Here is a 21,052-nt window from a genome sequence, read left to right as displayed (position 1 = left end):
CGCCAATTATTTTTGGCACTAAAGCGCAACTACAAACCATTTTTCAATGACATCAAATAGCCATTCAGTAACTTTAGCGACGCTCTATGTAACTCGACCATCATATTTTTTTGATTTTCCACAGATAAATCCTTAAAAATACTTTCATATTCTTCGTAAAAGCTTTCTAAAACGTCTTTTTGCAATAAATCAACTAGCTGCGGAATTTTATCTATATCTTGATTTGTGATTCTTCCTAATTTGGAAATGACATTATCTAACCTTGTTGCAGTCACCAAAGCCAGCATTTCCTGACATAATTCATCTTCAAAGCTTAATTCTTGATGTTGATTTTGATTTTGATTTAAAGTCTTTTGATAATTCCACTTTTGTGCCTGATGATAGCGACTATCTTCCGCGAATTCCGGGATTTTATATTTAATAATTGGACGAATTCTACCTTTACGAGTTTCTATATAAAATGATTTAACTGGCTTAATTACAATCCCTTCCGCCTTATTACTTTGCTGTAGCTGCGGTAAATTTAGAATCGCCGGAATTGTAGATTCAAATTCAATATTGTATGCCGCAGCTTCTTCATATTTTCCTATAAACAAAGGCTTTGCAGCCATCATTCCTACTTTTGCAAATAGTTGCAGCGCAATATCATAATCCAGGTAAATTTTGTGATTATTTCTTGTATTTTCTACAATGCCAATATCAAAAGCACAATATTCTATATTTGGAGAATAATATACTCCCGTTTGTATTGCTTGTACTCCACAAACAGGAGTTACTTCTGGATGTGGATACTCTCCTCCAAATAATTCGCCGTAAATAAATACTTTGTTTAAGTTTATTCTTTCGACTTGCAGAATTTTAAATATTTCTTTTGCTTGTAGAATTAATTTATCTTGTAATAACTGATAGCCAAAAAAATTGTCTTTTGAATCAAGGAATTGCTTTCTTTTGGCAAATCTAACCTCCAAACCATCCGTCACAATCCCAAAATTAGCACCGTGAATCTTCTCTGTTACCACCCAATCACTTTTCTTAAAAATTCGGTAATCTGACTCCGTTAAATTCCATTGATTGGGATTTTCCGGTATCTTCTCATAAGCGATGTATTCGGTATCCATTTATTCAGCAACAAGCGCGATAATTAGCAATAAATCGCTGACAACAAACATATCTTGTAGTTTATTGTAGTATATATAAATCAAGTTTACATATTGCTCAGTAAAATGGATAATCCCAAGCCAACGAGGAATAAACCTAAAACCGTGTAAAATATACGTGCGCCGCGACGACCAATTATTTTGACTAGAAAGCGAGCGCGATAATTGTTAAAGTACCAATCCCAGTTAAAATAGCTAGCTGCAACTGAGAACGAGCCGATTAATACGAACAACATGGGGGCTAATAATTTGTACATATTTTTTGCTATAGATAATTTTATTTATTGAGAGTATTTTAATTTATATCAATATAGTCGCAATACTTGATATAAAAACTTTGTGTAAAATTGATAATGAAATTAGTAAATACTACATTCCCAAACGAAAAATTACCAATGACCACCAAACGCCGATACCACATTATTACTTACGGTTGCCAGATGAACAAAGCGGATTCAGAACGCATGGCTGGCATCCTAGAAGACATGGGCTTTGAGTGGTCAGAAGACCAGTACGATGCAGAGATAGTTGTTTGTAATACTTGTTCTATCCGGGATAATGCAGAACAGAAGGTATATTCTTATCTGGGCAGACAAGCGAAACGGAAGCGCGAAAATCCCGATATAACTTTGGTGGTAGCGGGTTGTGTGGCTCAGCAGGAAGGAGAAACTTTATTAAGAAGGGTTCCGGAATTAGATTTGGTGATGGGACCGCAACACGCCAACCGTTTGAAAGATTTGCTGCACGAAGTCTACGGTGGTTCTCAAGTTGTAGCTACCGAACCGGTGCATATCATGGAAGATATCACCAAGCCGCGTCGGGATAGTAAGGTAACTGCTTGGGTGAATGTAATTTACGGTTGTAACGAACGCTGTACTTATTGTGTGGTTCCTGGAGTGCGCGGTGTAGAGCAATCGCGGACACCGGAAGCAATTCGTGCTGAAATTGAAGAATTAGCAAAGCAGGGCTATAAGGAAATTACTTTACTCGGTCAAAATATTGACGCATACGGTAGAGATTTACCGGGAATTACACCAGAAGGTCGTCGTCAGAACACTTTGACTGATTTACTTTATTATGTCCACGATGTACCGGGAATTGAAAGAATTAGATTTGCAACTTCTCATCCCCGTTATTTTACAGAAAGATTAATTAAAGCTTGTGCGGAATTACCGAAGGTTTGCGAGCATTTTCATATACCCTTCCAATCGGGAGATAACGAAGTTTTGAAACGCATGGCAAGGGGTTATACTCATGAAAAATACCGGAGAATTATTGGTAAAGTTCGCGAATATATGCCAGATGCTTCAATTAGTGCCGATGCAATTGTGGCTTTCCCTGGAGAAACGGAAGAACAGTTTCAGAAGACGATGCAGCTAACAGAAGATATTGGTTTTGATTTGTTGAACACAGCTGCATATTCCCCACGTCCAAATACACCTGCGGCAGAATGGGAGGAGCAATTAAGCGAAGAAGTCAAAAGCGATAGATTGCAAAGGTTAAATCATCTTGTCGGAACCAAAGCAGCCGAACGTTCGCAACGTTATATGGGAAGAATTGAAGAGGTGTTAGTGGAAGATGAGAACCCTAAAGATAAAAATCAAGTGATGGGGCGTACAAGAGGAAATCGTTTAACTTTCTTTACAGGTGATATTAACGAGTTGAAAGGGAAGATTGTGAAGGTGAAAATTACTGTTGTGCGTCCGTTTAGTTTGACGGGTGAAGTTGTGGAAGTAAGGGAAATGGTTGGTGTTTGATTCATAATGATGTAGAGACGTAGCACTGCTACGTCTCCCTACAATTTGAGGATAAGCTGTTGTGCATTTAAATTGTATATTTGGACGGGCAGGGATGCCCATCCCACAAGAATTAGACAATTTTGATTATTCAATTTAGATGCGTTTTAACTTATAAACAATGCAAACTGATAAAATACCCGAACGATGCATATGTTGATTTCAATAACACCTATATATTAATGCGGGCTATAAAATCGGTAAAAGCCTTGGAGAATCTATAAGTGAGGAGCGGATGACAGAAGAGAATCGCAGCATCAGCCTTGGAGGTAGTGCTGAGAGTAGTGCTATTATTACTGGCGATCGCAATACTGCCGCGATTATTAATTACTATGACTATTATCGCGAAAATACTAGCGTAGAAACTATTGAATCTAAGGATGTTGCCGATAACAATTTTTTCTGCCATGTACGATGAAATTCCAGTCAAAGGTGCATTCCTGTGGGGGTTATCAATTCCCGTGACTTGCGCCTGTGGCTGGTATTTCGCTTACAAGCTTTAACATATAAGCCTCCCATCTCTTAATAACAATTTGTTAAGGGAAATTTTTTTATATAAACATAGGCTTTTCAAGAATCCGATACCTCTTCAATACAGAGCACAAAGAGATAGCAGCTTCGCTGAATGCTTCACTTCGTACCCTTCGGGAAGACTATTAGTATGTTTCAACAATTTTAAAATAGTCCGTTACAGCGAACAATGGATATTAAAATGAATATAGAGATATGACTCCGCGCAGTACACCTTAAGAATACTTAAATATGACTACTAACTTAATCAAAAATACGACTGAAACTCAAAAACTAAATTATTCAATATTAATTGAAGCCAAAGAAAATGGATATCAAGCAACAGTTTGGGGTTTACCAGATTGTCAGGTATTTGCGACAACAAAAGAAGAAGCAATCAATAATTTACACGAATTGATGAAAAATCGATTGCAAAATGTAGAGATAGTTATTCAAGAAACAGAAAAACCTATAACTAAAGAGCATCCTTGGATGAAATTTGCGGGGATGTTTAAGGATGACCCTATGTTTGATGAGGTTTTAGCAGATATTGAAGAGTATCGTAGAGAACTTGATGCAGAAATGGAAGAGTATTATCGCAAATTAGATGCAGAAGAAGGAGATAAATCGTGAGTTTGTGGATATTAGATACCGATTCAGTGTCACTTTTCCAAAACAATCATCCTAATATTACTAAACGCATTAGTACAATCTCTCCTGAAAAAATAGCTGTGACAATTATTACATTTGAAGAGCAAGTTCGGGGAAGATTTAATGTAGTTAGGAAAGCTGATTCTGCGGATAAACTGGTAACAGCATATTCCAGACTGCAAGCGACATACAACTTCTTTGGTAGCATTAATTTAATTGGTTTTACCCAAGAAGCTGCTAATTGCTATTCTCAATTTTTGCGTCAAAAAATTCGTATAGGTACGCAAGATTTACGAATTGCGTCAATTGTCATTTCCAATGATGCAATTTTGGTAACTAGGAATCAAAGAGATTTTTCTCGCGTACCCGATTTACAGTTTGAAGATTGGACAATAGCCGTAACCGAAGACAATACGTAAGATACATTATCTCCTCAACTTCCGATAAAACAACCAAGCCAAAGCGTAAACTAAAAAACCCGCAGCCATACCAGGTAAGACTTCATAAAGTGCGCTGGATAAATTTAAACCCAAATTCCAAATCAACACAGTAGCAGTTCCAGCGAATATCATCGCCAGAGCTACGGGAGTATCAACTGGTTTTTGCAAAGCCCGAATTACTAATAATGGCCCCAATCCCGCAGCTAAGGCTGACCATGCAAAAATAGTTAAAGAAAAAACGCTTTGATGTTCGGATAGAGCAATAATTAAAACAATTGCAGTAATGGTTAAAGTCCCTAGCATTGCAAACTTATGGGATTTAGCGATTCCGGGAAAAATATCTTGGGTTAGTGCCGCCGAACAACACAGGATTTGAGAATCAGCAGTGGAAACAATCGCCGCAAATAAACCCGCTAGCATTAATCCTACTAAAACGGGTGGTAATAAGTCGGCAGATAAGTACAGCAGCGCCAATTCTGGATCGCCTCCTGTTGCCAGTTGCGGTAAAAACACTCTGCCTGCGAGTCCGATAAAAATAGCACTAAAAGAAGTTACTAAACCGCATACAGTCTTAAAATTGCGGGCAAATCCAATATTGTCTGCCGAATCTATTGCCATTGCCCTAGTTAAAATGTGAGGTTGCCCGATAGCACCAAACCCAGCCGCTAACCAACCCATAAAAAAGGCAGTAAAACCCCAAGCTAAATTAGAAGGAAATACTTGAACTAAGTTAGAATCAATCCCTTGTAATTGCGTCCAAATATTATCGATTCCGCCACCATGAGCAAGAAGCGTTACCAATAGCAAAATCAAAGAAACAATCATTACCACAGACTGAATTGCATCCGTCCAAATATCGGCGCGAATCCCTCCAGAAAAACAGTAAATCACTACAATTACGGCACCAACAATTGCTCCCAAAGAATAATTCCAACCAAATACCGTATGCAGAGTTTTACTACTTGCTACCAACTGTGCGGCAGCATAAGAGGCTAAAAAAGCAATAATAATTAAAGCTGTTATTAACTTAATCCAGGGAAAACCACTTTTTTCTTGACTTAGAAAATCCGAAACCGTTTCCGAATTCGTATCTTCAGAAACCAATCGTAATTTTCTAAACACCCACCACCAAGCAAGATAATCGCCGATAGCCCAGCCAATTACTAGCCAAATTGCAGAAATTCCTTTCATATAGGCATAACCAACTTGCCCGGTAAACAACAAACCACTTTGCCCGGTAGACATTGCTGATAAAGCAGTCAACCAAGGATTTACATTTCGACTAGCTAACAAATAATCTTCAGTAGTGTTTGTCTTATGTTTGGCAGATAAAATTCCTACGAAGGTAAATGATAGTGAAAAAAATATGAAAGCAATAGTAATGCCTATTTTGTTATTCATATATCTAATCGCGTCTCACACGACAACAGCTAGCTTGAAATCGGCATTGCCCAATTGAAATATGAATTTATCTTTCTCATATTTACTAGCCCCCTAAATACCCCAAAATTGGGGGTTCGGGGCTATTCATATTTTTAATTAGCAACGCCTTGAAATCTTACCCACCCCAAGCAGCTTGACGACGCACTTCTTTTAGAAAAGCTTCGCTAACAACTACTTTGAGGATAGGGATTCCATCACCTCGCTGCTCTTTTTTTATTCCCGTGCCAACTGGAGCATCTTTTCCGATACTTGCCTCGCATCCAGTCCACGAAGATTTTCGACTTGCTTTCCCTAACGCAGAAATTTTCAGGATTATGACTTCCTGGTTAGCTGCAATATCCCGCGTAGTTGTATATTCGCACTTATGACAGGTATACATTAATTATGACATTATTTACTCGAACTCGAATCTTTCACTACAAGCGCTTCACCCAGAAATCTATGTTGGGTAATTTCAGGTTGAATTATAAGGTGCTTGGTTGAATTACGACATAATTTCAATTAATTAATTAATTATGAAATCTTTCCCTGTCTCTAATTCAACCTACCAATTACCATTAGAACGGGTTGAAAGCCAATTCCATAAGAAATTAAGATATTAGAATGTGTTCTAGCGTACAATAACTATCCGAAAAAAACTTTTTCAAAAACTTTTAAACTTTCCGGAATTGACATCTTAATATTAGTATCCTATCTTAGATGAGCGACTTATTGCTTGCTAACTATATTTAACAGGGGAACTATGGCCCCTATCCTTATATGAAACCTTCAAAAACCCGGTCTTTGTGGCTGGGTTTTTGATGTTTTAATTGATATTTAAAGATTGCGTAGTAAAAAATATTTAGCAATTTTTATGGGTTGTGATAATCTAGGTCGCAATTAGTTATTTTATTAAGTATTCAAGATGACAAAATTACGGGTAGGTTTACTATTTGGTGGTCGTTCTGGAGAACATGAAGTTTCTATTGTTTCAGCTAAAGCAATTGCAGGAGCTTTAACCGCCGAAGAAAACGCGAATAAATACGAATTATTGCCTTTTTATATTAAAAAAGATGGTTCTTGGCAAGGTTGCGATCTTGCTCGCCAGGTTTTATCATCCGGAGAAGCTTTATCTTGTGAAAATTCTCAACCTAAACTTTGGCAGTTTCCCGCAGAAGCAGAAACTGTAGATGTATGGTTCCCCATTCTTCACGGCCCAAATGGGGAAGATGGTACTATTCAAGGATTGCTAAGCTTGATGCAAGTCCCCTTCGTTGGTTCTGGGGTACTGGGTTCCGCTGCGGGTATGGATAAAATTGGCATGAAATCCATATTTGCTCAAGCAGGATTGCCACAAGTTAAGTATATGGCATTAACTAGGGAGCAAGTTTGGTCAAATCCCTGTATCTTCCCCAAACTTTGCGATGACATCGAACAAACTTTGGGTTATCCTTGTTTCGTTAAACCCGCTAACCTCGGCTCATCCGTCGGTATTGCGAAAGTGCGATCGCGCTCGGAATTAGAAGCTGCTTTGGATAGTGCAGCTAGTTACGACCGTAGAATTATTGTAGAAGCAGGAGTAACTGCAAGAGAAGTTGAATGCGCTGTTTTGGGAAATGATAGCCCCAAAGCTTCAACAGTTGGTGAAATCACTTACGAAAGTGACTTTTATGATTACGAAACAAAATATACCTCCGGCAAAGCATATTTACTTATTCCCGCACCATTGGCTAATGGAGTAATAGAACAAATACAAGAAAAGGCAATACAGGCATTTACGACTCTTGACTGCGCTGGTTTAGCACGAGTAGATTTCTTCTATGTTGAAGCTACTGGTGAGATTTTAATCAATGAAATCAATACTTTGCCAGGTTTTACGGCGACAAGTATGTATCCGCAACTGTGGGCAAGCAGCGGCGTTACCTTCCCCGAACTAGTTGACAAGCTTGTACAGTTAGCCATAGAAATTAATTCAGGTTCGGAAAAACCAGAAGTATCTTTAAGTACTTAATAAACGCCAGAATTAACATAATAAGTAGCGTAAAATTCCAAAAAATACTACTTGAATTGACATAAATACTACGGATACGTGAAACCTTCTTACTCAAGTACAATCAATACTTTGAGAAGTACAAATCTGAAAAAGGTCATGGAAAACACTCAGAGCGTACAACAGGAGTCGTCTGAAGTCAAAGAGTCCGCACCCATTTCAGACAATAACGAACCGGAAAGCAAAGTAAATAGGGTCAAGAATGTAGCGGTATACTTATTTGTACATTATCCCTGGCTATTCTTAGCTGGTTTGTTATTGATGTTTTTGGGAGGGGGTGCCATATCAATTTATAGTTTGGGCTATGTTGATGAAAGCATCAAGCGCAAAGGCTCGGAAACAACATTACAGGCTGAGGTAATTCCTCCGAAAGCTCCTGTGGCAGAAAACAGCAATCAAAACCCTATACCTCTATGGATGGTAGCCGCAATAGCTTTTAGTTGTGCTAGTGGGTGCTTAGTAATTTTAAGAGTTCTTAACCGTCCGAAGCAAAAGCAGAAAGTTAAGAAACAGGTTGTTAATCGTCATGAAATACGTTTGGCACAGCGACGCTATCAAGTAATTGAAGCACGGCTACCGAAAAGAAAAACACCTGCTCGTGCCTCTAACGGTGCGAGAAGAACTCCTATAATGGCTATGCCTCCACAAAAGCCTAAGCCAAAACCTGTGGTAACTGTTTTACCACCAGAACACAATTTTGAGCCAAATCAAAAAGGTAAAGATTCCTTGGCTGATATGATGGATATTCGTAAACAGACACCTTTGTCTTCAATGTTACGTAAGTAGTAATTAGTTAAAGTAAGCTAATAGTTTTAAAGCTAGGTTTTAAAAGAAAAAAATAAAGGGTTATTTATCCACGCTTTCGAGGACTTACCATCGATATGCGTGTTTTTTTGTATGCAGGTAAAACATTGTTTGTATTTAAAGGCTAAAATCCTGAATGTTTGGCGAAGACAGCGCAACTACGAACGATAAAAGCCGATCAAAATTAATCGGACAGACCACTACTAGGGCGTGTTTTCAAACCCCAACCGCTCTGGGGCTAAAGCCTGGAGCTACAGCTACAAAGCTCCCAAAGGGCTATTTCTAGTCCGCGTAGGCAGACTTTGTAGGTATAGCCTCACCCTTAAGGACATCCAAAAATTAAATTACTCAATCCATGCGTCTAATACGTTTATCAGATTTTTCTCCCCCTGCTTCCCCTGCTCCCCCTACTCACCAAAGCGATTGATTATTTTTTTTATTGGAAGTCCCTTATAGGGTGAGGAGTACTTTGAAAACACGCCCTAGCGCTTTTCCAGCTTCAATATTGACTCAGCTATGGAAAGCTGAACAGCAGTGAAATTGGAATTAGCCATAAATTCTAAGCCTATCAAGTAGAAATCCGCTACAAATCAAGCAACTAACTATTTTCTTGCTTGTTTTTCAAAACAAATTATAAAACCTGCCAGAATGGCAACCAACTTACAATTAACTCAGTTATCTTTAATCAAGATAAACGACTTCAAGGGTGTTGTTATCAGGGTGTATCACTTTAATAACGACAAGGTGATACACTTTCTACCAATAAATTATTCGTTCTTTTAAGGATGCTTCTTTATTTGAAGGATATTCATCCTAACAAAAGAATTAAATAATTGTCAACAAAAAATTTAAAAAAAATTAAGTTTAGTTTGCTGCATTAGGAATACCAACCGCGTACAGATATTGCGTTGACCCAAAAACAGCCCCCAAAATCAAGGCAATGTTTGTACGTATTCCGAAGCGCTTCAGCAGCAAACGTAAGAGTGGAAGTGATTGCTTGTGGTATGCATCCTTCCACTCTTATTTTTTTGGGTGAAAACTGACCGAACAGCAAGTTTCTTGTGGTTAAAGTATTACTATCTCGTTGTGAAATCAGAAATAATATCGTGTCCGCTAAATTAGTTGCGATATGTCATTGCGAGTGGAACAAAGTGAAACGAAGCAATCTCAGGGTTTTGCGATCATCCACAGCGGTCAAAAGCTATCAACCAGACATGCTACAAACCGGTTTTTTGCAACTGATGATATCAGCGAACAGCAACTTTCCTTGCAGGGAAGGGGCTGAGGTTAGGTATGTATTCAGCTCAAATGACAACTGTTAATGCTAATTTATCCTTAAGTCCACAAATAAAAACGCCTTATCTTTCGTATAGGGTGAAAAGATAAGGCGCTGTGCTAGGAACAATCTGTAAAACTCTGAAATTGCTTCAATTCTTTATCGTAGAGTAAAAATCAAGCTGACTCTCATAAGTTTAAGAATATTTACTCAGAACAATTATTCAGTATTTTCCGCAGCTACCACAAAATCTATATACTTATAATTACTTACTCCCTAAAAGCCGATCAACTCTCTTTGGGAATAATTTTGAAACCTAAAAGTACTAGCAGCCCAGTCTTTCAAATCGGGCGCTAACCGAACCAACTTACGTAAAATATCTTCGTTAATGAACAGTACCAAAGGAAACTTAAACTGTTTCCCAAATTCATCTCGCATTAAATTTGTGGAAATAATCAGTTCATTAATTGATTCTACAGACTCTAAACCCCTGACAACCAAAGCATCAGGTTGAGTAGAACCCAATACGGAAACAATATTAGAGTAAAGCGTTTGTGCCTTTGATGAAAGAATTACCTTTCTGATATTCACCGTTGAAAATTCTCTTAAAACGCTGAGGATTTCTTCTTGCTTGTTCGCAGAATTGCAGCACGCCAAAAGCAGCGAAAACTCTCCATTGGAAAGTGCATTCGGTGCAGCAGCAAGGCTAATCGCTCTTGCCAACCTTTGAACAACCGCCATATCATTTGTCGTACTGTTCTGAGAATCAATCAAGCTTATCATTGGTAATTCACTCGTTTCTCTTAATAGAAAGATCCAAACATAGATATTCAACTTATCAGTATAATCACCCAATAAACATCGGCTAAAGGATGATACGTACAAGTAAATTGAATCACTTTTTTGCTTCAACTACCTAAGTATACTCATAAGGTAATTATTGAGGATGTAGTGCCACACCCCGCATTTTAAATTACTAAGTATCATGTATCGGTAAAATTACGAAGAGGATGGGGAGACGGGAGAGGGGGAAGAGGGAGTTATTTTCTCCCCATTACTTCGTAAGCTATTCCCAATGCCCAATGCCCAATACCCAATGCCCAATACCCAATACCCAATTCCAAATCCGTGCAACATCCTAAGAGTTATGCAAGTCATCAAAGTTGTGAAGTTTTGTACTCAGTATAATTATGAAAAAATTTGTTAAGTGGTGTATTAGCCAGTTTTCGTTGAGTCAGCAGCGCAGACAAAAACCGGCGTTTCTTGCAGCTATTTTTACTCTGTCGCTGATGGCTGGGGTAATGTTTTCTGTCCCAGCACCGGCTCAAGTAATTATTAAAACCCGTCAGCAACCAACAGTTGTCAACCAAAATGTGCCAACTGTGATACCACCCGTACCAACGAGTAACCCCAATCGATTGCCGAAGACTACACCTGGGCAGCTACCGACTATTAAACCTCCTCAACCGCAAACTGTTACCAATCGTCAGCAACCAACTGAATTACGGGGAGTATGGTTAACTAACATTGACAGCGATGTTTTATTTTCAAGTGAAAAGCTAAAAGATGCTTTAACGCGCCTCAAAGAATTAAATTTTAACGTTGTATATCCTGCGGTGTGGAACTGGGGTTACACTTTGTATCCTAGTAGAGTTGCCAGAAGAGTTATCGGACGTAGCGTAGATCCAGAGCCGGGATTGAGAAGGCGCGATATGCTTACAGAAGCGGTTAGTGAAGGACATGAGAGGGGTTTAAAAGTAATTCCTTGGTTTGAATTTGGCTTTATGGCTCCTGCCGATTCCCAATTAGCAAAACGTCGTCCTCAATGGCTTACAAGTAAAGTTGACGGTAGCAAAATCAAAAAAGAAGGTGTTCACGATCGAGTTTGGTTAAATCCGTTTCGTCCCGACGTGCAGGGATTTATCAAAGATTTAATCGTAGAAATGGTGCAAAATTACGATATTGATGGGATTCAATTTGACGACCATTTCGGCTTACCATCGGAATATGGATACGATAGATATACTGTAGCGCTATACAAAAAAGAACATAACGGTAAAGCACCTCCTAGAGATAATAAAAATCCAGAATGGCTAAAATGGCGTGCAGATAAAATTACCGACTTCATGAAAGAGGTATTTTTCGCCATTAAAGCCGTCGATAAAAACTGTATTGTTTCCGTATCACCAAATCCCCAACGTTTTTCCTACGAATACTTTTTAGCAGATTGGCAAAGATGGGAGCGTATGGGGTTGATAGAAGATTTGATAGTTCAAATTTACCGCAACGACATGAACGTGTTTATCAAGGAATTGCAGCAACCCGAAGTAATCGCCGCTAAAAAGCATATTCCCACAAGTATTGGCATTCTTTCCGGCTTGAAAAATAAACACGTACCAGTAGAACAAATCGAAGCTCAAGTAAAACAAGTGCGCGATCGCAACTTTGCCGGAGTTTCTTTCTTCTTCTACGAAACCCTGTGGAATCTAAGCGAACAACCATCGCAACAGCGTATTTCTGGTTTACAGGAATTATTTTCATCACCAGCGAAATATCCGAATCTTTTAGCTAACTCGAAGAGTTAGAAGCAGGGGACAAGGGAGGGGGAGAGGTTCTTTTTTTTAGAATCAAGATGAATGATATGATATCCGCAAAATTAGTTATGGTGTGTCATCGCGGAATGAGAAAATATTTTTCGCTTGTGGCGATCCTGGTATTTTTGCTGATAGCTTTTATCATTCATCCCCAAGTAATAAGCGTACCAATCAATTATCAAAAAGCAACTGTGGTTTTTGGGGAGAATCCTGTAAAAAGTTGTAACTCAAAACAATTTTCTCCAGCTAATCGATTATGGTGCTTAATTTATGAGCGAGAGCGCTTGATGAAAGAAGTCGCAGCTAATAAATATCCTCAGAAAAAACCTATTTATGATGGAGTACGCGAAATAGCAGTTTTGGACAATATTGGTACTATTGCCAAAAAAAACAAACTTCCTGTGAGGGAAATGCAACTTTACTCTCAAATTGTGATGGATGTTTCCCGTCAAATCCAGCAGTACTGGTTTGATTTATGGAAAAATGAAAGTACAACAGCAAAACTTTCGCTAAACCAAATTAGACAGCGCATCGACCAAATTGATGAAGCGATTGTGAATAGCTTTGGATTAATCCGGGGTTCCAATTCCATTACTTTTGAGCAAATACAAGATGGACTAAGAAAATCATTAGCTGATTTAGATGGAATTTATCCCAGTAGCGATCGCGAGCTTTTTATTGATTTATTGTCTAAGGTAATTTATTCCGTTGTAAATCCAATCAAATAAAGCTTACTTATAGGATTTAAGTGAGAGCTTTAGCGTTGATAAGCACCGAGAAGAATTACTTCTCCGTCCGAGTTTTGCATTGCTTTGAGTAATGTTTTTACTTGTTTGAGATTGTTGAAATTTTGGGATTTTGATTCAAATCTAATTAAATAGCGATAGCTGTGAATACTTTCACCAAGGGGTATTGAATTGACATTCACTACATAAAAGCCAGCCTTTTGTAGTTTTGCGATAGTTTCTGAAAAGATTCGCGAGCCGGAAGGTGCTTTGATTGAAATAATCAAATGGTTGGAATTGGGGTCGAATGAAGCTAAATTTGACCGCGCAATTATCCAAAAATTTGTCTCGTAGTTATTATCTTGGATATTAGTAGCGATAGTTTGAAGTCCGTAAACTTTGGCAGCATTAGGTGAAGCAACAGCAGCAGTTGTACCGTCACCATTAGATACTAGTTTCGCAGCTGCTGCGGTAGAATTTACCTCAATCAAAGGGACTTCAGGAAAATTTTGTTTTAAATAGGTTGCTACTCCCCGTAAAGCATTGGGATGGGAGATAATTTGTTTGATATTGCTAGCTTTGGTACCGGTTTTTACAAGCAGACTAGAGGTAATTGGAATCGTTACCTCATCAATTATCCGCCATTCGGGGTCGATTTTCTCAAAGATGAGACGGTAGGTTTCAGCGACAAAGCCACTGTCCGAGTTTTCGATAGGAATTAGTCCCCTTTTCACCTCACTACTTTTAATCGCAGTCGTGACAGCAGTAATAGTTTTGTAGGGAACAACTTTCTCAAAGCCAGGTGTTTGCGATTGATAAACTTTAGTTGCTTGTTCGGAGTAGGTTCCGGTGGGACCGAGGTAACCTAATTCATCAGCCAACACCGATTTTTCTGTAATAAAACATAGCCCGAACCCAATAGTTGCTATACCAACAAAACGAATAAACGAAGGTCTGGGCTTCCGTGAGAGCATAGTAGAGGGTGGTTTAAGCAAAGAGAATATTGTCTAGGGATAATTTTACTTGATTAGTGATTAAAGTATAAAATTATGATGACGGAATTTCTTGGGGGAGAGGAGAAACTTTTATAGGTAATCTAAAAGTAAGATAGAAATAAAAAAGGGCAGGAGATAGCGCAGACAAGTTTTTAGGGTAAATCTCCTTATAACCTTATCCTCCCAATCTCCCCATTACCTTATCCGCCAATTCCCAACTTACCAGCCAAACCGGGACTCAAAGGAATCAAAGTTGCAACCATTAAGAATAAAGCTACAAGTCCTAATACAGCCCGTGTATCATCGGGTTCGGTGATTTCGTTTAAGCTCGGACGCTCTAAGTCTCTTTGTAAAAACAAAATCACAATTGCCCAATATAAAGCTAAAGCATTACCCAAGCCTACTAATCCTAAAATAATTAAAGTTGCGAATGTAGTGCGTCCGGCTATTTTACGTCCATAAATTGCTTGCACTATTCTACCGCCATCTAACTGTCCTGCTGGCATCAAGTTAAAAGCACTAACCACTAAACCCAACCAGCCAATTATCACTAAAGGATTTACGTCTACCAAAGATGATTGCAAAGTATTGCCTAGGAAAACTCGCGCTAAAATTCCGACTAAAATAGAACCTTGAAAAAACTCGTTTGGTAATTGAAAGAAACTACCTTCATGAGAAAGCAACAATCCCAAAATCAACATTAGAAACGAAACAATTCCTCCAACGGCTGGACCTGCTAAAGCAATATCGAACAAGGCTTTACGATTGGGCAGCAATGATTCAAAACGGGTAATTGCGCCGAAAGAACCAATTTGCACTGAAGGCAGCAGGTAAGGCAAACTCAATTTGACTCCGTGACGATCGGCAATTACCCGGTGTCCCACCTCGTGAGCTAATAAAACCGTGAAAAAACCTAATGTAATAGGTAAAGATTCTTGATATCTTGCTGGATTAGAAAAGAAATCAAAACCTAATAAAATTCCTCCCGCTTCTAAACTTGTAGCGATACTTGCTAATAACAGGATACCTGCAAAGGCTTTCTGTCCCGGACTCATTGAACGAGGATCGTTGCGGCTCGGTAAAACAATTACTGTAGGTCTACCTTCAGGATTTTCTAGTAAAAATAAGCGATATTGATCGCCCACCTTTTCTTTTAAACTCGCACTCAAACGGTTGTGAACCTCTTCTGGCTCTCCTCTTAAATTACCTTTAAAAATAGCTCCTTCTTGATAAGCAATAGTTTCGGTTGCAAAATATGTATCGATGCCGAAAATACTCCTAATAGTACTCAAATCTTCTTCCGGAATCGGAATTATTTCCGGTTGTGATGGTGTATTACCTGCAATTAATGGGTCAGCTTTTTCTTGCGATGCTTCCTCAGCGATTCTTTCGGATGCTTTCTTCTTAATCATTTCTTCTTGCCCCATCGCCCGTAACTGCCTGCCAATGGCAATATATAAACCAGCAAAGGCGATCGCTAGAAATAATATACCTGCAATGTTGATATAAATCCCCGCACTAAGCAAACCGAAATACAGCAGCCAAGGGGTTATCAACACAACCGACTGGAACCAAGCTAGAATGCCCAATTTACCATAAGGTTTTGCACGAATAAAACCCCATGCCAAAATTCCAAAGGCAATTACTACAATCGCAGCTATAATTCCTGTTTCTGATGAATTTAACATATACGCAACCTTTTTACAGTTATCAGTTTTCAGTTATCAGCTTTACAGATAACTGTTATCCCACCGCCTTCACCTATGGAAATCGATTGGAACGGCTATTAATAATTTATAACGATGATTGTCTGGGACGAAATTTATATCCAGGGCATTGACTGTTTTTTTTCTTTTATAGTAGGGTATTCTTATTATAGGAATAGGCGCGCCTATATATAGGGGTATTGCAAAAAATAAACCCTTGTGAAGACGTAAATTATTAAAATTTTGAATTATTTAAGTTAATCCAGATAGAACTGCCCTTATAAGCAGCGTCATTATTCACTTCGCTAAGGTTCCGGCAGTAATGACAATTTCGGCGTTGCTGATTAGAAATTTGAATAGTAGAAATTAGATAACAGTTACCAACCCCCAACCCTCAGTTCTGGGGGAGAAAAATAATTTAAATTCCCCCAAAATTACGGGATTTAAGGGGCAGCAACTGCAAAGTCAAAATGAATTCATAGTTCAATTGTGCAACGCCACTTCTAGTTGCGTAAGTCTTATCGGTATTGCATGGAATCTTATTGATACGTCCATTGTCGATGATTTCAATTATAGAGTCATGAAATATCGGGATTTCACAGATTTATTAAATATTTTCGGTAAGTAAGTGCATAAAAGCTAAAAGCCATCGTAGAGGTTGATAGCAGATTAAACATCATAGGAAAAAACGATATGTCTGGTCAAAATAAGAAAGCAATCGCCTCTAATAATACTGTCAAGCAACAGGAAAACAATCAAGTCAAGAAGGATAAAGAAATGGTTAGTAAATTTAAAAAAGTGATTCTCAAAACAGGAGCTTTAGGTATCGCTTTCGGAGCAATATGTTCTAGTATGGTTAGTCCTGCTTATGCAGGTTGGGGTATCAAAGATTTAGACATTACGAATAAAAACTCCGGTATCAGAAAAACAGGAAGAGAAATAGACCAAAGAAGATTAGATGCTGGAGCATACCAATTTTACTTAAATAACAATTGCCCTGCTTACCTCAATGTAAAATTAGAATATATTCCTCGTAATTCATCTAAATGGAAAACTCGTAACTATACTTTCAAGCCCGGAGAACGTTCTTATCTTGTACCCACAAGAAACGCTATCGTATACGTATCGGCAAGAAGCTCTAATAAGTCTGCTAGAAAGTTCACTTGGTCTAGAAAAAAAATTAACATGGGTAGAAGTTTTCTTAAGTATACTTACACATTAAACTGTCGCCGTCGTTAAGCTTAGCTGTAAAATTCACATCTATATCAAAAGCACGGCGCTTTGTGAATATAATGCTTAAGATTAGAAGTTTGTAAATAGATGTTTATTGAAATTTTGTTAACCCGGTTTTTGAAATAACCGGGTTTTTAGTATATTATTTTTTTGCAATATTTAGATCAAATACACTTAACACCTCAAAAATAAAAATATATTGATTTGCACTTTAAAGCTGATTGTTGGAAACCCTAAAGTGCAACTATTCACCATCCAGAGTTAATACTATATAAAATTTATGCATTGATAGAATAATCAGCAATAGTACGTATAACAATCCTAATTAGAGTCAGTTAAGATTGACTTTAAACAAATTTTTAATCAACATTTGTAGTTATCAGGATTTCAAGGTGCAAATATCAAAAACAGCAGCAATTGTTTTGGCATTAGGAGTAATTTTTTGTAGCTCCAAGGCTAATGCCACAGGTTTACCTTCCACTAACCAACTAAAACCAGAATCTAAATTACAGCTAGCTCAAGCAAATCCTCAAGACGCTCTAGAATACTTTAAAAACGGTAATAAGCGTTTAGAGAAAGGAGACTATCAGGGAGCAATAGCTGATTTAACTAAAGTCATACAGATAAATCCTCAACTAGCGCCTGCTTACTACAATCGGGGTGTTGCTCGCGCACAGCTACAAGATAATCAAGGAGCAATAGCTGACTTTACCAAAGTCATACAGTTTAATCCTAACGATACCGAAGCTTACTATAATCGGGGTGTTGCTCTTCATCAGCTACAGGATAATCAAGGAGCAATAGCCGATTTTACTAAAGTCATACAGTTTAATCCCAACGATTTCAAAGCTTATAACGAGCGCGGTAATGCTCGTCTTAAATTAAGAGATTATCAAACAGCGATCGCTGATTTTAGCAAAGCTATACAAATTAATCCCAAAATAGATATTACCTACTACAACCGAGGTATTGCTCGCAGTCGGTTAGAAGATTATCAAACAGCTATAGCAGACTTTACTAAAGCCATCCAGCTAAATCCGCAATCGGATATTGCTTATTACAATCGCGGTGTTGCTCGCCGTAAGTTAAAAGCCCACCGTAAGGTGGGCTTCGTAGTATTAGCCCCAGGCTTATAGTCTGCGGGCTTTTCTCTTGTGGGGTAGGCATCCCTGCCCGCCCAATAATCCTTAAACTTAAGCCGCATCACTCACAACTCTCAACCCAATAAAAACATCCCGCAAACTCGTTTCACCTTTATACCGCAAAGCACTACGACAAAACCGAGGTACGTTAAACCAGGAGCCACCGCGCATGACTCGTAAATTATTATCCCCATTTTCCAGCCAAACTCTACCATCATTGGGAGCCTGATGATAATCATCATGCCAGGGATCGGCGCACCATTCCCAGACGTTACCGTGCATATCGTACAAACCAAAAGCATTCGGCAGAAAACTTCCTACAGGAGTCGTACCTTGTCGGTATTTTCCTTTGGGTGCCGATGCATAAGTATAGTTACCGTCGTGGTTTACCAAATCGGAAGTGATGGTATCCCCGAAATGAAAAGGTGTAATTGTATTGGCTCGACAAGCGTATTCCCATTCAGCTTCGCTGGGTAAACGGTACTGTCTTCCGGAATATTGGGACAAACGAGCGCAAAATTCTATCGCTTCATTCCAAGATATTTGCTCTACCGGGTGGGAATCACCTTTAAAATATGAAGGCTCTGGATTTAAATACTGTTTAATTTGAGGAAGTTTGGCTACTGCTAACCATTGTGCTTGAGTAATCGCAAATTTACTCATAAATAAAGGCTTGATTGTCACAAAATGTTGCGGATGTTCGCTATCATATCCTTCGTATTCCGAGGAACCCATCATAAACGTGCCGCCGCAAAGGTATACCATTTCTAGCTTTGCGCGGTTATCCAACTCTTGGAAAAAATACTCTGCCTGGTTGCGATCGCGATTAACTACTTTGGCATATTTATCTACGGTAATTGTCTCAAATTGAAAGCTATGTTGGGAATCAGCTTGATTTTGTTGCGAAACCACGGAAACGGAATTATTGTTTATAACGGGTAAAGGAATGGCATCATATAAAGTATCCTTCACATCTAACAGCACATCAGCAGCCGATTGATACCTTTCCCGCACAAAATGCTTGAGTAATTTATCGAGGATTCGCGTCAGCTTGTGACTGATAGTAATGCCATTATTTATCAAATATTCTCGCCACAACCATTTTCCATTAATTGGATCGTAAATTGGATCGTAAAGATTTCCATACTCATCTTGCTTAACCAAACAACCAGTTAACAGCCGCACGCAGGTAGCACCCAAAGCATACAAATCGCTAGCAGCACAAGCATAACCCGCCATTTGTTCGGCTGGTGCATAACCTAGAGTATAAATACCCGTACCCTTCTGGGCTAAATTATTTTGGGTAACCTGTTTTGCACCACCAAAGTCAATCAAAACCAATTTACCATCACCAATTCGACGGATGATATTTTCCGGTTTTATATCGCGATGAATTACCTGGCGTTGATGAATAAATTCCAACACCGGCAGTAAATCAGTTAAAACTTGCCAAATTTCAGTTTCATTAAAAGCTTTTCGCAGCAACTGTTGATGTAAATTATCCCCATCAATAAACTCCTGCACTAAATACATGCAGCTACCTTGCTCAAAATAAGCCACCAATCGGGGAATCTGTGAATGATTTTCCCCTAACTCAAACAAACGTTTGGCTTCCTGACGAAACAATTGCGCTGCTTTAGCACGGGCTGTAGTTCCTTGTGATTCCCTGATAAACTGCTTCACAACGCAAGCAGCATCAAGTCGATCTAAATCTTGGGCTTCATAAGTTCTACCAAAACCACCCGTACCCAATAACCTTTTGACGCGGTAACGGTTTCTTAATAAGTCGCCGAAATTATCGGCACCGCAACCAACACAAAACCGATTACCGTTTGAATTAAAAGGATTAGAACAGTTAGGATTCTGGCAGATTTTCATAGTTATTAGACTACCGCTTTCTAACTTACCCAAAGTTAACTTAGGTTTCAGGATAGTGAACAATAAATATACGATTAGACGTGGTTTTTATAGAGAAAGAAGCAAAGAGTTTACAAAATAATTCCGAATAGATTCATCACTCAGAAATAAACATACTAAACGTAATGGTGATATGACAAACCACTCCCAGAGAATATTTTGCTTTTTTTAATCTCACAAATAAATGATGATGGGTAGACACAAATTTCACAAAAAATTTATGTGAGATATTAACGACTTTTTGATGTTAGAAAAGAAACCAAAAATAGCTTCATATTTATTTTAATCTTTATTTTCAATTAACATGAGTATTTTCAGTATATCGGGCATGTTACTTCAAGCATTAATTTTTGTCAAGCGACTGATAACAGCATTTTGTAGGGTAATTTAATGTTTATTATGGCTTCAGTCTAGCGCACCATTTTGTTAAATTTAGAGATATTCCGAATTAATAAATATTTTTTTATGCCTGATTAAAAATGATACATGATGTTATTTGATAGATATAAACTTCCAAAAATAAAATCAAAATACTCATTCATCGGATAATTATTAAAATATCAAAATTTCAATACAATTTGGAAGCGCTGAAAAAAATAAAAGAAGTAAGATTAAACTCTCGTTACAAGGCTCT

The 21,052-nt window shown here is 38.3% G+C and carries 19 protein-coding genes; 11 read left to right on the top strand and 8 right to left on the bottom strand.

Features of this window, described 5'->3' with window-relative positions; genetic code table 11:
* Window positions 1-29: 29 nt before the first annotated feature.
* Together RIV7116_RS22280 and RIV7116_RS22275 are read right to left on the bottom strand one after the other, a co-directional pair.
* Window positions 30-1,118 (bottom strand): RNA ligase family protein, encoded by a 1,089-nt coding sequence (locus tag RIV7116_RS22280; RefSeq protein ID WP_015120582.1) that lies wholly within the window; start codon window positions 1,116-1,118, stop codon window positions 30-32.
* Window positions 1,119-1,204: 86 nt separating this feature from the next.
* Window positions 1,205-1,414: an immunity 17 family protein gene (locus tag RIV7116_RS22275; RefSeq protein ID WP_015120581.1), complete on the bottom strand. Its 210-nt coding sequence runs from the start codon at window positions 1,412-1,414 to the stop codon at window positions 1,205-1,207.
* Window positions 1,415-1,552: 138 nt separating this feature from the next.
* On the opposite strand from RIV7116_RS22275, the gene miaB reads away from it, so the two are divergent.
* From miaB to RIV7116_RS22255, 4 genes are all read left to right on the top strand, one after another.
* Window positions 1,553-2,914 carry a tRNA (N6-isopentenyl adenosine(37)-C2)-methylthiotransferase MiaB gene (gene miaB, locus RIV7116_RS22270; protein ID WP_044292192.1) on the top strand — a complete coding sequence of 454 codons (1,362 nt, stop codon included), beginning with the start codon at window positions 1,553-1,555 and terminating at the stop codon, window positions 2,912-2,914.
* Window positions 2,915-3,188: 274 nt separating this feature from the next.
* Window positions 3,189-3,371: a hypothetical protein gene (locus RIV7116_RS22265; RefSeq protein ID WP_015120579.1), complete on the top strand. Its 183-nt coding sequence runs from the start codon at window positions 3,189-3,191 to the stop codon at window positions 3,369-3,371.
* A gap of 344 nt (window positions 3,372-3,715) precedes the next feature.
* Complete coding sequence (locus RIV7116_RS22260; RefSeq protein ID WP_015120578.1) at window positions 3,716-4,096, top strand: hypothetical protein; 381 nt, start codon at window positions 3,716-3,718, stop codon at window positions 4,094-4,096.
* Entirely contained in the window at window positions 4,093-4,533 is a 441-nt protein-coding gene (locus RIV7116_RS22255) for a type II toxin-antitoxin system VapC family toxin (RefSeq protein ID WP_015120577.1), read from the top strand. Before RIV7116_RS22260 ends, RIV7116_RS22255 begins: the two co-directional genes overlap by 4 nt.
* Window positions 4,534-4,539: 6 nt before the next feature.
* Here RIV7116_RS22255 and RIV7116_RS22250 read toward each other — a convergent pair whose 3' ends face one another.
* Both RIV7116_RS22250 and RIV7116_RS22245 read right to left on the bottom strand, forming a co-directional pair.
* Window positions 4,540-5,955 (bottom strand): sodium/proline symporter, encoded by a 1,416-nt coding sequence (locus tag RIV7116_RS22250; RefSeq protein WP_015120576.1) that lies wholly within the window; start codon window positions 5,953-5,955, stop codon window positions 4,540-4,542.
* A gap of 157 nt (window positions 5,956-6,112) precedes the next feature.
* Window positions 6,113-6,376 carry a hypothetical protein gene (locus RIV7116_RS22245; protein WP_015120575.1) on the bottom strand — a complete coding sequence of 88 codons (264 nt, stop codon included), beginning with the start codon at window positions 6,374-6,376 and terminating at the stop codon, window positions 6,113-6,115.
* 525 nt (window positions 6,377-6,901) lie between these two features.
* Between RIV7116_RS22245 and RIV7116_RS22240 the strand changes: the two genes are divergently transcribed.
* From RIV7116_RS22240 to RIV7116_RS35965, 3 genes are all read left to right on the top strand, one after another.
* The gene (locus RIV7116_RS22240; protein ID WP_015120574.1) at window positions 6,902-7,987 is read left to right on the top strand and encodes a D-alanine--D-alanine ligase family protein; all 1,086 of its coding nucleotides are present in this window, start codon (window positions 6,902-6,904) and stop codon (window positions 7,985-7,987) included.
* A gap of 138 nt (window positions 7,988-8,125) precedes the next feature.
* Window positions 8,126-8,812, top strand: a complete 687-nt coding sequence (locus RIV7116_RS22235; protein ID WP_015120573.1) for a hypothetical protein — start codon at window positions 8,126-8,128, stop codon at window positions 8,810-8,812.
* Between the two features lie 1,147 nt (window positions 8,813-9,959).
* Entirely contained in the window at window positions 9,960-10,115 is a 156-nt protein-coding gene (locus tag RIV7116_RS35965) for a hypothetical protein (RefSeq protein WP_015120572.1), read from the top strand.
* 267 nt (window positions 10,116-10,382) lie between these two features.
* Here RIV7116_RS35965 and RIV7116_RS22230 read toward each other — a convergent pair whose 3' ends face one another.
* Window positions 10,383-10,889, bottom strand: a complete 507-nt coding sequence (locus tag RIV7116_RS22230; protein WP_015120571.1) for a hypothetical protein — start codon at window positions 10,887-10,889, stop codon at window positions 10,383-10,385.
* A 407-nt stretch (window positions 10,890-11,296) separates the two neighbouring features.
* Here RIV7116_RS22230 and RIV7116_RS22225 point away from each other — a divergent pair, with 407 nt between their 5' ends.
* The gene (locus tag RIV7116_RS22225; protein WP_015120570.1) at window positions 11,297-12,691 is read left to right on the top strand and encodes a glycoside hydrolase family 10 protein; all 1,395 of its coding nucleotides are present in this window, start codon (window positions 11,297-11,299) and stop codon (window positions 12,689-12,691) included.
* Between the two features lie 56 nt (window positions 12,692-12,747).
* The gene (locus tag RIV7116_RS22220; protein ID WP_157229311.1) at window positions 12,748-13,428 is read left to right on the top strand and encodes a chorismate mutase; all 681 of its coding nucleotides are present in this window, start codon (window positions 12,748-12,750) and stop codon (window positions 13,426-13,428) included.
* 29 nt (window positions 13,429-13,457) lie between these two features.
* Here RIV7116_RS22220 and RIV7116_RS34090 read toward each other — a convergent pair whose 3' ends face one another.
* Both RIV7116_RS34090 and RIV7116_RS22210 read right to left on the bottom strand, forming a co-directional pair.
* On the bottom strand, window positions 13,458-14,399 hold the full coding sequence (locus tag RIV7116_RS34090; RefSeq protein ID WP_015120568.1) for a prephenate dehydratase domain-containing protein: 942 nt from the start codon (window positions 14,397-14,399) through the stop codon (window positions 13,458-13,460).
* Window positions 14,400-14,620: 221 nt separating this feature from the next.
* Window positions 14,621-16,108, bottom strand: coding sequence for a site-2 protease family protein (locus RIV7116_RS22210; protein WP_015120567.1), 1,488 nt, complete (start codon window positions 16,106-16,108; stop codon window positions 14,621-14,623).
* A gap of 711 nt (window positions 16,109-16,819) precedes the next feature.
* On the opposite strand from RIV7116_RS22210, the gene RIV7116_RS22205 reads away from it, so the two are divergent.
* Complete coding sequence (locus tag RIV7116_RS22205; RefSeq protein WP_015120566.1) at window positions 16,820-17,365, top strand: hypothetical protein; 546 nt, start codon at window positions 16,820-16,822, stop codon at window positions 17,363-17,365.
* Between the two features lie 386 nt (window positions 17,366-17,751).
* Window positions 17,752-18,495, top strand: a complete 744-nt coding sequence (locus RIV7116_RS22200; RefSeq protein ID WP_015120565.1) for a tetratricopeptide repeat protein — start codon at window positions 17,752-17,754, stop codon at window positions 18,493-18,495.
* A gap of 57 nt (window positions 18,496-18,552) precedes the next feature.
* Here the strand turns inward: RIV7116_RS22200 and RIV7116_RS22195 are convergent, their stop codons facing one another.
* Entirely contained in the window at window positions 18,553-20,379 is a 1,827-nt protein-coding gene (locus tag RIV7116_RS22195) for a bifunctional serine/threonine-protein kinase/formylglycine-generating enzyme family protein (RefSeq protein WP_015120564.1), read from the bottom strand.
* Between the last annotated feature and the right edge of the window lie 673 nt (window positions 20,380-21,052).

Source organism: Rivularia sp. PCC 7116 (assembly GCF_000316665.1).
GTDB lineage: Bacteria > Cyanobacteriota > Cyanobacteriia > Cyanobacteriales > Nostocaceae > Rivularia.
Note: the sequence above shows the minus strand (reverse complement) of the source record. Positions and strands in the feature narration are given on the sequence as shown.

What these genes read in the sequence shown, in the direction of transcription:
- RIV7116_RS22280 (WP_015120582.1), bottom strand. Translation starts at nt 1,118, where the DNA reads ATGGATACCGAATACATCGCTTATGAGAAGATACCGGAAAATCCCAAT.
- RIV7116_RS22275 (WP_015120581.1), bottom strand. Translation starts at nt 1,414, where the DNA reads ATGTACAAATTATTAGCCCCCATGTTGTTCGTATTAATCGGCTCGTTC.
- miaB (WP_044292192.1), top strand. Translation starts at nt 1,553, where the DNA reads ATGACCACCAAACGCCGATACCACATTATTACTTACGGTTGCCAGATG.
- RIV7116_RS22265 (WP_015120579.1), top strand. Translation starts at nt 3,189, where the DNA reads ATGACAGAAGAGAATCGCAGCATCAGCCTTGGAGGTAGTGCTGAGAGT.
- RIV7116_RS22260 (WP_015120578.1), top strand. Translation starts at nt 3,716, where the DNA reads ATGACTACTAACTTAATCAAAAATACGACTGAAACTCAAAAACTAAAT.
- RIV7116_RS22250 (WP_015120576.1), bottom strand. Translation starts at nt 5,955, where the DNA reads ATGAATAACAAAATAGGCATTACTATTGCTTTCATATTTTTTTCACTA.
- RIV7116_RS22245 (WP_015120575.1), bottom strand. Translation starts at nt 6,376, where the DNA reads ATGTATACCTGTCATAAGTGCGAATATACAACTACGCGGGATATTGCA.
- RIV7116_RS22240 (WP_015120574.1), top strand. Translation starts at nt 6,902, where the DNA reads ATGACAAAATTACGGGTAGGTTTACTATTTGGTGGTCGTTCTGGAGAA.
- RIV7116_RS22235 (WP_015120573.1), top strand. Translation starts at nt 8,126, where the DNA reads ATGGAAAACACTCAGAGCGTACAACAGGAGTCGTCTGAAGTCAAAGAG.
- RIV7116_RS35965 (WP_015120572.1), top strand. Translation starts at nt 9,960, where the DNA reads ATGTCATTGCGAGTGGAACAAAGTGAAACGAAGCAATCTCAGGGTTTT.
- RIV7116_RS22230 (WP_015120571.1), bottom strand. Translation starts at nt 10,889, where the DNA reads ATGATAAGCTTGATTGATTCTCAGAACAGTACGACAAATGATATGGCG.
- RIV7116_RS22225 (WP_015120570.1), top strand. Translation starts at nt 11,297, where the DNA reads ATGAAAAAATTTGTTAAGTGGTGTATTAGCCAGTTTTCGTTGAGTCAG.
- RIV7116_RS22220 (WP_157229311.1), top strand. Translation starts at nt 12,748, where the DNA reads ATGATATCCGCAAAATTAGTTATGGTGTGTCATCGCGGAATGAGAAAA.
- RIV7116_RS34090 (WP_015120568.1), bottom strand. Translation starts at nt 14,399, where the DNA reads ATGCTCTCACGGAAGCCCAGACCTTCGTTTATTCGTTTTGTTGGTATA.
- RIV7116_RS22210 (WP_015120567.1), bottom strand. Translation starts at nt 16,108, where the DNA reads ATGTTAAATTCATCAGAAACAGGAATTATAGCTGCGATTGTAGTAATT.
- RIV7116_RS22205 (WP_015120566.1), top strand. Translation starts at nt 16,820, where the DNA reads ATGTCTGGTCAAAATAAGAAAGCAATCGCCTCTAATAATACTGTCAAG.
- RIV7116_RS22195 (WP_015120564.1), bottom strand. Translation starts at nt 20,379, where the DNA reads ATGAAAATCTGCCAGAATCCTAACTGTTCTAATCCTTTTAATTCAAAC.